This is a genomic window from Rhizobium sp. 18055 (assembly GCF_902706285.1).
Taxonomy (GTDB): domain Bacteria; phylum Pseudomonadota; class Alphaproteobacteria; order Rhizobiales; family Rhizobiaceae; genus Rhizobium.
The window spans coordinates 364,417-376,471 of sequence record NZ_CACSKD010000003.1 but is presented as its reverse complement, the minus strand read 5'-3'; the positions used below and the strand labels follow the sequence as shown (position 1 = coordinate 376,471).

The window sequence follows — 12,055 nt, the reverse complement described above, 5'->3', positions numbered from 1 at the left end:
AATCATTTCAGGCATTTGGCGAGATCATGGAACAACAGGCTACCGACGCTATCGTGGCAACCCGCACGGCTTTGAACCAGGCCAGCGCGCTTGCGGTTCAATATTCGTTCTCCATTCTCGGCGCCCTCATTCTGCTGATATTGGGCTGGGTGCTGGCGAGTTTCGTCAGCCGCTGGGCTTTCGAAGGTATCTCCCGGGTTCGCGGCATCGACGAGACGCTGGCACGTTTCTTCACCAACGTGCTGCACTATGCGCTGCTGATCCTCGTCTTCGTCACCGTGCTTGGCCAGTTCGGTGTGCAGACGGCGTCGATCATTGCGGCACTCGGCGCTGCCGGCCTGGCGATCGGCCTGGCGCTGCAGGGGACACTGCAGAATATTGCGGCGGGCATCATGCTGCTGATCCTTCGGCCGTTCAGGGTTGGCGAGTACATTTCCACGGGGAGCGTTGCCGGGACAGTGCGGGAGATCGGGCTATTTGCGACGGAGTTCCGCACCGCCGACGGGCTCTACCTGCTGGCGCCGAATTCCACACTCTGGAATACGCCGATCACCAACTATAGCCGCGAGAAGACGCGCAAGAACGACCTGACCATCAATATTCGTTCAAGCGACGATATAGACCTGGCCGTCGCGACCTTGACGGATATTGCCAAGGCCGATTCGCGGGTCGAAAGCACACCCCAACCGAAAGCGTTCATCGAGACCGTGACCTCGGACAAGATCACGCTGACGCTTCGCTACTGGGCAAAAACGGCGAACTGGGATGATACGCGCCGGGATATTCTCGGCCGGGTGAAGGCCGGCTTCGATGAGAAGGGCTTGCCGATCCTGTAAAGGCGGCCGCCTTGTCGGGCGACCGCCTTTGGATGCAATTGGGTGCATCAAGCGCTATTTGATGACGGCACAGGCAAGGCGGGCGCCGGCATCGCCTGATGGCTGGCTGCGGTAGTCGTCGGAGTTGGCGTGGACCATCAGGGCCCGGCCGCGAATGCCGTTCTCCTTGCCATCGAGCGTCACCATGCTGTCGAAGACCTGTGCCCTCAGCACGCCATCCTGCCCGACATGCTGGTTCGGCATGTCGCCGGCATGCGGCCCGTTGGCGGCGAGCAGGCCGTGTTCTGCATTGGTCGGATTGAAGTGCTTGCCTGCAGATTCGTGATGGCCGGCGGCATCGCATTTGCCGGTCTCGTGGACATGGAATGCGACCCATTTGTTGGCCGGAAGACCGGATACCTCGAGTTCGATCAGCACACCACCCGCGGCGGCAGTCGTCAAAGATGCCCGCCCGTTTTCCTTGCCATCGGCGCCGACAAAGTTTGCCGTGGCTGTCTGCTTGTCCTGGGCCGATGCTGCCGTTGTCAGGGCCGCAACAGTTACGAACGCAAGTGACAGAAGATGTTTCATAGGCCTTCCCTCCTTTTTGGCTCTCATCCACAACGCATGCGAGGTGTCGGTGTTCCAGCAAAAGCAGGCAAAGAAAAAGCCGACCAACGGCCGGCTTCTTCATCAATCAATCTATCCAGCCATCGATCAGGAAGCGATATCCATATCGTACTGGCCATAGGTGTTTCGGTACAGAACGTCGGAAACGCTACCCTGGCTTTGATAGCCGGAGTTCGAGTTGCCGACCTGTCGCGTTGCCATCATGAACGCAAGCACGCCGTTGGAAAGCTTTGGGGCGAGTTCTTGGGTGTCGTCGCCTTGGCTTGTCTCAACCAAAATACCCGGCTTCTCATCAGCCGCACGCTCGCCACGGCTCAACACGCCGTCACCATTGGAGTCTAGTCTCGATAGTGTCGCAAGATACGCATACGACGTATCCAGTACAGATGAAACACGGCTCATACAAACCTCCATTCACCGCATTACCGATGATGTTTGTACGCAATACGAACAGGGAAAATCAGAACTAATAGGAGGTCGATAACCTGATTTGCGGGATGCGTCAATAAGCTGTTAATGCTGTATTAACCATAGTTGACAAAGTGTGACCTTTTATCCGCGGCAGTTCTGGAAATTGGCTTTTATCAAGTTTCTGCGGGTGTTGCCCACTGGATAAATATAGCGCGATGCATATATCTTTTTGCACTGCAACCGAATATTAATGCGACCAGGGGATTATACCTGGCAGATTTGTCGACTAAAACCTACTTTAAATTGTATATTCACTTGCTTCTGACACTTCGGGAATGTCCTCGCATGTCGCGCGCGCCGCACCGCAATCCAGCACTGGGAAAGTTGAACCGACGTTCCAGCGCCCTCCTCCATGCAACCATACAGGGGATGGGCAGCCATGGAAGCTGAAGCGCTGTTCAGGCGCCAATGCGCGGAAGCACTCAACGAAGACGGAACTGCCGACGCGCAACGTTTGATCGCGCTGGTTCTCGATACCTACCGCAACAGGGCGGACAGCATCAGCCACCTTGAGCAACATGCCAATCTCACTACAATGGAGAACGACGCGCTCCACACTGCCCTGTCTGCAGCCAACAGCTTTCTTGCGGAGCAGCGCCGCCTCTTCGAGGTCGTTCTCAATCACCTGCCGCTGGGCCTCAGTCTTTTCGATACAAACCAGCGGTTGATCGTCTCCAACATCCGTTTCCAGCAATTGTTCGGTTTTGCCGAGCAGGACACGACACCCGGCACGTCCATCGGCAGCCTGATCGCGAAGATTGCGGGCGCCGAGAAATCGGAGGTGCTGACCGCCTCGCGCGATGCCGGGCGGGGAAACGGACGCATTCGCCGGCGCGAGTGGGTGATGAATGACGGCCGGATTATTCAAAGCGTCGTGACGGTGCTTGCCGATGGAAGCAATATCTCGATCCATGCCGACATTACCGAGGATCGCAAGGCTGCCGAGCGCATTGCCTTTCTGGCGCATCACGACCCCCTCACCGGCCTGCCGAACCGCATCAGCTTTCGTGACCGGCTCGATGCGGCGCTCGCCGCCCGCAAGCCCGACGAGCAGATCGCACTCATTCATCTCAACCTCGACCGGTTCAAATCGGTCAACAATACGCTCGGCGTGTCGGCCGGCGACAAGATCCTGCGGCAGGTGGCCGATCGGCTGCGCGCCTCCGCCGGGCCGGGCAATACGCTTGCGCGCCTCGGGTCCGACGAGTTTGCCATTCTGCAATGCGGGCGCCAGCAACCATTGAACGTGACGGCGCTTGCCGATCAGATCCGGCGGGAACTTTCAGAGCCTTTCTGCCGCGGCGACAAGGCAGTCGAACTCAGCGTGTCCATGGGTATCGCCTTCAGCCCGAAAGACGGCATGGATACCGATGTGCTCCTGAAGCACGCAGGCGTCGCGCTCTCACATGCCAAGAGCGGCGGCAGGCGGGGGGAACGCTTCTTTACTTCGGAGATGGAAGCGCAGCTCGAGGCCCGCCATGCGCTGGAGGCCGACCTTCGCAGGGCGGTCGCCAACCAGGAGTTCGAACTGCACTATCAACCGCTCTACGACATGGCAGAACAGCGGATCTCCGGCTTCGAAGCGCTGATCCGCTGGAACCATGCGACCCGCGGCCGGATTGCACCGCTGGAGTTCATTCCGCTGGCAGAGGAAGTCGGCCTTATCGTCGATATCGGCCGCTGGGTGCTGAAGCGCGCCTGCATGGATGCGGCGACCTGGCCGGAAGGCATCAAGGTTGCCGTCAACGTGTCGGCCATCCAGTTTACCCTTGGCGATCTGGAGGATGATGTCTCGGCAGCGTTGTCGGCTTCCCAGCTGTCCCCAAGCCGCCTGGAGATCGAGATTACCGAGAGCGTGTTGATGGAGAACCGCGAAGAAGCATTGCCGATCCTTCACGCCCTGAGGCAGCGCGGCATTCGCATCGCCATGGATGATTTCGGCACCGGCTATTCATCGCTCAGCTATCTGAGCAGCTTCCCGTTCGACAAGATCAAGATCGACAAGACGTTCGTCAACGATATCGAGGACAACAAGGAAGCCTTTGCGATCATGCGCGCCATCATTCTGCTTGGCGATGCACTTGGCATGCGGGTGACCGTTGAGGGCGTCGAGACGGCCCCGCAACTGGAGCTGCTGGCACAGGAAGCATGCGACGAGATCCAGGGTTATTACATCAGCCCACCGCGTCCGGCTGCCGATGTGCCGCAGTTGCTTTCACGGCCACGGCCAACGGGGAATGCCCTGGCGGTTTGACGCTGCAACGTTGCGACTCGAAGCCGGTGGCTCTAAGAGAGGCTATCTCTCTCAGAGCCTCGGTGTTACCATGAATGAGGCTCAGGCCTTCCATCCTTTCGAAACGCTTGCGACAGCGCTAATTCCACATTCGCACGAAGGCGATGACGGTTCGCATGATCTCGCGCATATTCTGCGCGTCTTCAAGAACGCGATGCGCATCCAGGCACACGAAGGCGGTGATGCCCGCGTTCTTGCTGCGGCCGTTTTGCTACATGACTGTGTGGCGGTCGAGAAGAACTCGCCGCTGCGCGCGCAGGCTTCGGCCCTTGCCGCGGAGAAGGCATCAGGAGTGCTTGGCGCTCTCGGCTGGCCTCAGGCGGATATCGCTGCCGTTGCCCATGCCGTTCTCACGCACAGCTTCTCGGCCAATATCGACCCTCAGACGCTTGAGGCAAAGATCCTGCAGGATGCCGACCGGCTGGATGCAATCGGCATGGTCGGTGCCGGACGGTGTTTCTATATTGGGGGGCGCATGGCATCCTCGCTCTACGATCCCCTCGACCCGGCTGCAGGCAACCGCCCTCTTGACGACAAACGCTACGTCATCGACCATTTCCAGACCAAGCTGTTCAAGCTGGCCGATGGCTTCAAGACTGCAGCCGGTCGTGCACTGGCGGCCGAACGCGACAAGCGGCTGCGGGACTTTCTCGACGCCTTCATGGACGAAATCTAGGAGTACCCAGCATGCGCGTCAGCGATCTCTTCATTTATCCGCTCAAGAGCGGCCGCGGCATCGCACTTGATACGACGGCGATCGATGCGTTCGGGTTGCCCGGCGACCGGCGCGCGATGCTTGCCAATCCTGATGGGAGTTTCATCACACAGCGCGAACTGCCGGATCTCGCGCGGATCGACGTTCGGCATGAAGCGTCCGGTTTCCGGCTCGGCATGGCCGGCGAGGAGATCGTGGTGCCCCTGCCCGATGGCAGCCAGCGCATCGATGTCAGCATCTGGAAATCGATCGTCAACGCCGCCGTTGCCGACGACCACTCAAATCACGTGCTATCCCGCTGGCTTGGCCGCGCGGTCAAGCTGGTGTTCTTCGACGACAATGCCGATCGGACGGCGAACGCCGAATGGGCGGGCGACGGCACGCCGGTCACTTTTGCCGATGGCTACCAGATCCTGGTGACCACCACCGGATCGCTGAAGGCGCTGAATACCGATCTCGATGCGCATGGCGAAGGCAGTGTCGGCATGGAGCGGTTCCGGCCGAACATCGTCATCGATACCGACGAGGCGTGGCCTGAGGACCGTTGGGCGGCGATCGAGATCGGCGGCATCCGCTTCGATCTCGTAAAACCCTGCGCCCGCTGCATCATGACCACGCAGGACCAGCAGACCGGCTCGCGCGAGGTTGCCAATCCGATGCCCGCCATGGGCCGCATCCGTATGTCTGCCGATCGGCGCGTTCCCGGCCCGTTGTTCGGCTGGAATGTGACACCGCGCGCCAATGGCACGGTTTCGGTTGGCGATACGGTGACGGTGCTCGAAGAACGGGCAGAGGGCTGGGCATTCAAGGCGCGCAAGCGCGCCTGATGCAGCTTAGGCCGGCAGTTCGTCCAGTTTGCTGGCAGCAGGCTTCAGCGCCTTGAGCGCTGCCTGTACGAAGCCTTCCCGAGCGGTCGAAGCCTCCATGCCGCGTGGTTCATAGACGTGGCGGTGCAGGAAGAAACCGGTCAGCCGGAAGGCTTCGGCCAGACTGTCGAAATCGGCGGCCTGGCGTCTCTCCATGGACAGAAACGACGGCAGGGCGAACATCTTGTCGGCCCAGGGCGCGCCCGCGCCGCGGCTGACGGCACGACCGGATTTCGGTGAGACATAGGCAAGATCGGCGCGTGAGCCGGTTGCCGCGCATTCGCTGAGATCGAGGCCGAAGCCGAGATCATTGAGGACGGCCAGTTCAAAACGGATGAAGAGTTCACCGGCGTCGGCGGGATTGTGCAGGTTGTCGAGGATGACTTCCAGCGCCTCGAAAAGATGCGGGTGCGGATCGCGCTCCGGCAGGAGCCTCAGCAGAGCGCCCATCGCCTGCACGCCATAGACGGCGGTGGCCGTTTCCATCAGCCGGGCGGCGCGCAGGGTCAGCGGCTCGACGCGGAACTCGCCCATATGCTCGTCCAGGCGGGCACGCCAGGTGACTTCTACCTCATTGCCCGGCTGGAGAACGGGCTGCATGGTTCGCGAACGGCCGGAGCGCACCATTCCGAGATGGCGGCCACGCTCAGGCGTCATCACCTCGGCGATGACACTCGTCTCGCCGTGGCGCCTCACGCCCAGAATGATTGCCCGTCCCTGCCATTGCATTGCAAATCAACCTCACGCCAGCTGCGCTATGCTATGCTAGCGCATGGCGGCAGCTGTGTCATGGAACGGTATCAGGCTTCGGAGGGGAAAAGCCGGCGCAGGAAGTCGCGCATTGCGTCCTCGTCGAACGGCTTGACCAGAAGCGGCCTGTTCCGCAGATCTTCGGGGAAATCGAGCGTATCGGAATAGCCGCTGACAAAGCCGAAGGGGATATCGGCAGCGACGAGCTGGCGGGCGAAATCGAAACTCATGACTTCGCCGAGATTGACATCCAGCAACGCAAAATCATAGCTCTCAGCGACAACGGCTTCCTTGGCCTGCTCGACGCTGTTGCAAATCGTAATCGTATCAACGCCGACGGCGCGCAGGATATCCTCCGCCTCCATCGCAATGATCAAGCTATCCTCGAGGACCAGAACACGTCTCGCGACCATGATCAGAAAGCCCTCTTCCGGTCGCCACTGTTGACGCATCCCGTATCCCAAACCCGCATTTCCACCCCTGACAAACCACGGTCCCAGACCGAAGAGTTCATGCTATCCCTGCTTGCATAGCCGTTTTTTTCACTCCGGTCGATATTAGCGAATCTCGACACTAGAATGATATCGCGCCAACTTTAGGGTCCGAGCCGAGGATTTGCATTTAAAAAAGACATAGACGCCGCAGTTCAAAGGAACGGGCGCACTTTATTATCCAGCCCTTCCCAACCGGCGACTTTCGTCAGGGCATCGCCGTCAAGCACCTCGCAGGCCCGCTCCTGCCAACGGATGAGGTTGCGGGCTGCGAGCTTTTTCAAGGTCTTGTTGGTGTGGACGATCGACAGGCCAAGCGTGTCGGCGATGTGCTGCTGGGTAATCGGGATCGCACTGTGGCCGTTGAACAGCTTCAGTTGCTTGCCGCGCTGGTAGAGGAAGGCAATCAGGTAGGCGGCTCGTTCCAAAGCCGTGCGACGGCCAATGCTGAGAAGGTGCTCGTCCAGCATCCGCTCCTCCTGCGCTGCAATCCAGGTGATGTCGAAGGCGAGCGATGCATGCTTGTTGTAGAGCGTCATCAGCTTGTCACGCTCGAAGACGCAGAGCGACACCGGCGAGAGCGCTTCGACCGAGTGCTGCATCTCGCCCATGATCGTTCCCTGCAGGCCGATCAGATCACCGGGCATGACGTAATTGAGGATCTGCCGGCGACCGTCCTCCAGGGTCTTGTAGCGAAACCCCCAGCCGGAAAGGACCGTGAACAGGTGCGCGCTGTGGGCGCCTTCGACAAGAATCGTGGCGCCTGAATCGGCGGCCAGCTCGCCCTTCTTGAATTTGGAAATGAAACCCAGCTCGTCGCCGGTGAATTCGCGGAAGTTCGGCAGCGGCCGTAACGGACACTGCTCACATGCTGTCTTGAACGAATGCGTCGGCCGTGATGTTGCCATGCGTGCCCCATGATGCCAAAAAGCGGCGCCCCGAAATCGGGACGCCGCTTTCCAATAACTCTCCACGCTGCATTTCGTTCCAGCGTATTCAACTTTTTTCTATAAAAACGAGGGACTTGCGCAGGCAAACCCAAGTCACCCGCATTATCCGCGCGGGAACTCCAGACCCATCTCGCGGAAGCGTTCAGGGTCGTCGCCCCAGTTCTCACGCACCTTCACGAAGAGGAAAAGGTGGACGGTCTGCTCGAGGATCTGGGACAGTTCCTTGCGGGACGCAGTCGAAATCGCCTTGATCGTCTCGCCGTTCTTGCCAAGCGTGATTTTCTTCTGGCTATCGCGCTCGACGTAAATCACCTGTTCGATGCGAACAGATCCGTCCTTGCGCTCCTCCCAGTTTTCGGTCTCGACATGCGAGGCATAGGGAAGTTCCTGATGCAGGCGAAGGAACAGCTTTTCACGGGTGATTTCGGCTGCAAGCTGGCGCATCGGCAAATCGGAGATCTGATCTTCCGGGTAGTACCACGGCCCTTCAGGAAGCGTCGTCGCCAGGTGGTCCATCACGTCATCACAGCCAGAGCCGTTTTCGGCCGAGACCATAAAAGTCTGGTCGAATGCAACCTTCTCATTGGCGGCAGCAGCCAGCGCCAGGAGATCCTCGCGCTTGACGCGGTCGATCTTGTTGAGGGCCAGGATCTTGCGCTGGGGCACATCCTTGAGACCTTCGAGAATCGCATCGGCATCGCCGCGCAGGCCGCGCTCGCTGTCGATCAGGAGCATGATCACGTCGGCGTCCTTTGCCCCGCCCCAGGCCGATGTCACCATGGCGCGGTCCAGCCGACGGCGCGGCTTGAAGATGCCTGGCGTGTCCATGAAGACGATCTGGGCGTTGCGGTGGGTAGCAATGCCACGGATCACAGCACGGGTGGTCTGCACCTTGTGGCTGACGATCGACACCTTGGCGCCGACGAGGCGGTTCAGCAGCGTCGACTTGCCGGCATTGGTCGGCCCGATGAGGGCGACGAAGCCGGAATGCGTCGGGCCGGCAGGTTCTGCGGCGCTATCCGCGATGTCGTTTTCTTCGGTCATTGTTCCTGTCAATTTCCGGCAGACGATTTCTGCCAAATGCCTTCGCGTTCGAGCATTTTCGTCGCGGCCACCTGTTCGGCAGCCCGCTTCGAGCGCTCAACGCCTGTTTCCGGCTTCACACCGGCGACTTCCACCGTCACCGTGAAGCGCGGATCATGATCCGGTCCGGATCGTTCTTCAACCCGGTAGTTTGGTGTCACGCCGAATTTGGCATGCGACCATTCCTGCAGTTCGGTCTTGGCGTCGCGTCTGGCGCCATCGGCGCGCACTGCCCGCTTCTCCCAATACTTCAGAATGAAGCGGCGCGCGGTCTCAAGACCGGCATCGAGATAGATCGCAGCAATCAGGCTTTCGACGACGTCGGCGCGGACATTCATCATGCGCTTGCCGGTGAGCTTCTTCACATCCGCACCGGTGCGGATGAACAGATGCAGACCGAGCTCGTCGGCGACTTCGGCGCAGGTATCGGCGCTGACCAACTGGTTCAGGCGCACGGACAGCTCGCCTTCCGCTGCCGCGCCGAAGGTCCTGAAAAGCATCTCGGCGACACACAGGCCAAGCACCCGGTCGCCAAGAAATTCAAGCCGTTCGTAGTTCCCGCCGCCCTTCTGGATGCGGGCGCTGGCGTGGGTCAGAGCGCGATCCAGCCGATCCTTATCGGCAAAGACGTGGCCGATCAGAGTCTCGAGCTTTGTTCGGTCGGTCGCCGAAAGCGTCGGCGACTTGCTCATTCAACGCCCTTGAACAGGCGATCCCAACGCATGTTGGCGGGCCACTTCCAGATTTCGCGGAAGGAGGTGTCGTTGCCGAGCGAGAAGAAGATGACGCTGGCTCGGCCAACAAGGTTCTCGGCCGGCACGAAGCCGACATCGAAGCGGCTGTCCAGCGAGTTGTCGCGGTTGTCGCCCATCATGAAGTAGTGACCTTCAGGGACGATGAACTCGCGGGTGTTGTCGCCACGCGAGACCGGGGACTGGTCGAGCGTGTCGTAGGTCACGCCGTTGTCCATGGTTTCACGGAACACCGGAACGTCCTGGCCCGGGTCCTGGGCATAATCGGAATTGAACGTGCCGTCCGGCACCTTCGGCACAGCGGTGCCGTTCACGTACAGCACGCCGTCGGTCACCTGGATATGATCGCCGGGAAGGCCGACCAGACGCTTGATGTAGTCGATGTCAGGATTCGGCGGGAAGCGGAAGACGACGACGTCGCCGCGCTTCGGCTCGCTTGCGAAAATCCGGCCTTCGAACAGGTTCGGGGAGAACGGCAGCGAATACTTCGAGTAACCGTAAGCGAACTTGTTGACGAAGATATAGTCTCCGACCAACAGCGTCGGCATCATCGAACCGGATGGAATGGTGAAGGGCTGAAACAGGACCGTGCGGATGACCATCGCCAGGATCAGTGCCTGGACGATAACCTTGATGTTTTCCCAGAGGGCGTTCGGCTTGGCTTCAACTTTTTCGGACACGCAGTTCTATTCCTTCAGAGCGCTATTGCAGGCGCAAGTCTTGTTGGGTTCTCTGTAGCGGCTTCGGCCGATTGCGGCAATGCCGTGAGCATTAAAAGCGAGACAGGGTGACGATCAGCCGCTCGGGGGCAATGCCTCGATGATCACGAAAGCCTGCGCCAAGGGATAATCATCGGTAATTGTCAAATGAATGGCGGCGTGATGGCCTGCCGGCAACATCGATTGCAAAATTTCGGCGGCGCCACCGGTCAGCTTCATCGTCGGCTTGCCGCTGGGCAGGTTGACCACGCCCATGTCCTTCCAGAAGACGCCCTGGGCAATCCCGGTTCCCAGAGCCTTCGAGCAGGCCTCCTTGGCAGCGAACCGCTTGGCGTAGGATGCGGCACGGTTGGCGCGGCGGTCGGATTTCTGCTGCTCGACCTCGGTAAAACAACGCTTGGTAAAGCGCTCGCCAAAACGCTCGAGCGATTTCTCGACTCGCCGGATATCGATCAGATCACTGCCAATACCGATGATCATACCGTCTCCTCGAGCGGAACGGGATCGACGACACGCAGGCCAGCGCGCTCGATCAGACGGGCACGGCGACGGCCCTGGAAGCCTTTGACGGTGTAGAAGGTTGCGAAATAGAGCGCCACGGAGGTGACGATCGCAGGCGGCACCGATCCAATCAGCATCGGCTCAAGCACCGGGCGCCAAAGCTCGCTCAGGCGCAACTCTTGAAAGAGAGCAGGAAGATCGACGGCATTGCCCTGCATCGTGTCCTTGCGGCTCAGCAGCAGGTGCCCGATTTCCCAGGTTGTTCCCCATATGAAGGGATAGGTCAGCGGGTTGCCGAAGGCTGCACATCCAAGCGCCGCAGCCACCATATTGCCTGAGAACAGGTAGGTCAGCACGAAGGCCATGATGAAGTGGACGCCGATGAAGGGTGTCCAGGATACGAATATCCCGGCGGCCACGCCGATGGCCACAGCGTGTGGCGAAGCTCGCAGGCGCAAGACGCGCATCACGAGATAGCGTGGCGGACGCATGAATCCCTTACGGGGCCAAAGCAGCTCGCGCAGCTTTTCACGAAATCCAGCAGGTTTCCGACGTCGAAATAACATGGCGCGTATGTAGTGCAAGCCGCACGGGCCTGACAAGAGCGTCAAACCACCTCAGTCACTATTTGATGAGCGCCGACTGAGCATTCACCAGGGGCGCGTCAATCAACCGCCCCTTTCATTCTTGCAGTCCAGTACCGACTTAACGGGTACGGAACAGACCACGGTCAACCTGACGCTGACGATATTCCAGATCGATACGGTCGAACGAACCGTTCAGGTATGCCAATTCGCGTTCTTCAGCACTCGGAGCGCGCAGGGCACGAGCGAACTTCTTGATAGGTGTAAACATTTGATTGCCTCGTCTTCAGTTCATTTGTTGATGACCAGAAGATAGGCGGTATCGATCGCCTTTACCAACGCTCGAATACCCAGGCAGCCATGCACCCAACGCATATCACGCCGCTGATATACGACAATTTGACCATAAAACGGTCAGAAAATGTGCAGATCAGG

Annotated in this window: 15 protein-coding genes; 4 read left to right on the top strand and 11 right to left on the bottom strand. The window is 59.6% G+C overall.

Annotated features, from left to right (window positions below):
- Positions 1–26 precede the first annotated feature (26 nt).
- Positions 27–836 (top strand): mechanosensitive ion channel family protein, encoded by an 810-nt coding sequence (locus GVL52_RS08065; protein WP_160005622.1) that lies wholly within the window; start codon positions 27–29, stop codon positions 834–836.
- Between the two features lie 54 nt (positions 837–890).
- On the opposite strand, the gene GVL52_RS08060 is transcribed toward GVL52_RS08065, so the two are convergent.
- Positions 891–1,406 carry a superoxide dismutase family protein gene (locus GVL52_RS08060; protein WP_160005620.1) on the bottom strand — a complete coding sequence of 172 codons (516 nt, stop codon included), beginning with the start codon at positions 1,404–1,406 and terminating at the stop codon, positions 891–893.
- A gap of 126 nt (positions 1,407–1,532) precedes the next feature.
- Positions 1,533–1,847: a hypothetical protein gene (locus tag GVL52_RS08055; protein ID WP_244619113.1), complete on the bottom strand. Its 315-nt coding sequence runs from the start codon at positions 1,845–1,847 to the stop codon at positions 1,533–1,535.
- A gap of 448 nt (positions 1,848–2,295) precedes the next feature.
- Here GVL52_RS08055 and GVL52_RS08050 point away from each other — a divergent pair, with 448 nt between their 5' ends.
- The 3 genes from GVL52_RS08050 to GVL52_RS08040 all read left to right on the top strand — a co-directional run bounded on the left by GVL52_RS08050 (position 2,296) and on the right by GVL52_RS08040 (position 5,751).
- Positions 2,296–4,170, top strand: a complete 1,875-nt coding sequence (locus GVL52_RS08050; RefSeq protein ID WP_160005616.1) for a bifunctional diguanylate cyclase/phosphodiesterase — start codon at positions 2,296–2,298, stop codon at positions 4,168–4,170.
- 70 nt (positions 4,171–4,240) lie between these two features.
- On the top strand, positions 4,241–4,885 hold the full coding sequence (locus GVL52_RS08045) for an HD domain-containing protein (protein ID WP_160005614.1): 645 nt from the start codon (positions 4,241–4,243) through the stop codon (positions 4,883–4,885).
- Positions 4,886–4,896: 11 nt separating this feature from the next.
- On the top strand, positions 4,897–5,751 hold the full coding sequence (locus tag GVL52_RS08040; RefSeq protein WP_160005612.1) for an MOSC domain-containing protein: 855 nt from the start codon (positions 4,897–4,899) through the stop codon (positions 5,749–5,751).
- A 6-nt stretch (positions 5,752–5,757) separates the two neighbouring features.
- Here GVL52_RS08040 and recO read toward each other — a convergent pair whose 3' ends face one another.
- The 9 genes from recO to GVL52_RS07995 all read right to left on the bottom strand — a co-directional run bounded on the left by recO (position 5,758) and on the right by GVL52_RS07995 (position 11,891).
- Entirely contained in the window at positions 5,758–6,519 is a 762-nt protein-coding gene (recO, locus tag GVL52_RS08035; protein ID WP_160005610.1) for a DNA repair protein RecO, read from the bottom strand.
- Between the two features lie 71 nt (positions 6,520–6,590).
- Positions 6,591–6,992: a response regulator gene (locus GVL52_RS08030; protein ID WP_306440351.1), complete on the bottom strand. Its 402-nt coding sequence runs from the start codon at positions 6,990–6,992 to the stop codon at positions 6,591–6,593.
- Positions 6,993–7,186: 194 nt separating this feature from the next.
- Positions 7,187–7,939, bottom strand: coding sequence for a Crp/Fnr family transcriptional regulator (locus GVL52_RS08025; protein WP_160005608.1), 753 nt, complete (start codon positions 7,937–7,939; stop codon positions 7,187–7,189).
- Positions 7,940–8,083: 144 nt separating this feature from the next.
- Positions 8,084–9,025, bottom strand: coding sequence for a GTPase Era (gene era / locus GVL52_RS08020; RefSeq protein WP_160005606.1), 942 nt, complete (start codon positions 9,023–9,025; stop codon positions 8,084–8,086).
- A gap of 8 nt (positions 9,026–9,033) precedes the next feature.
- Complete coding sequence (rnc, locus tag GVL52_RS08015; RefSeq protein ID WP_160005604.1) at positions 9,034–9,756, bottom strand: ribonuclease III; 723 nt, start codon at positions 9,754–9,756, stop codon at positions 9,034–9,036.
- Positions 9,753–10,496, bottom strand: coding sequence for a signal peptidase I (gene lepB, locus GVL52_RS08010; RefSeq protein ID WP_160005602.1), 744 nt, complete (start codon positions 10,494–10,496; stop codon positions 9,753–9,755). The genes rnc and lepB overlap by 4 nt, the downstream gene beginning before the upstream one ends.
- 114 nt (positions 10,497–10,610) lie before the next feature.
- Positions 10,611–11,015 (bottom strand): holo-ACP synthase, encoded by a 405-nt coding sequence (acpS, locus tag GVL52_RS08005; RefSeq protein WP_160005600.1) that lies wholly within the window; start codon positions 11,013–11,015, stop codon positions 10,611–10,613.
- Positions 11,012–11,602, bottom strand: a complete 591-nt coding sequence (locus GVL52_RS08000) for a DUF2062 domain-containing protein (RefSeq protein ID WP_160005598.1) — start codon at positions 11,600–11,602, stop codon at positions 11,012–11,014. The genes acpS and GVL52_RS08000 overlap by 4 nt, the downstream gene beginning before the upstream one ends.
- A gap of 139 nt (positions 11,603–11,741) precedes the next feature.
- On the bottom strand, positions 11,742–11,891 hold the full coding sequence (locus GVL52_RS07995) for a DUF3563 family protein (protein ID WP_160005596.1): 150 nt from the start codon (positions 11,889–11,891) through the stop codon (positions 11,742–11,744).
- Between the last annotated feature and the right edge of the window lie 164 nt (positions 11,892–12,055).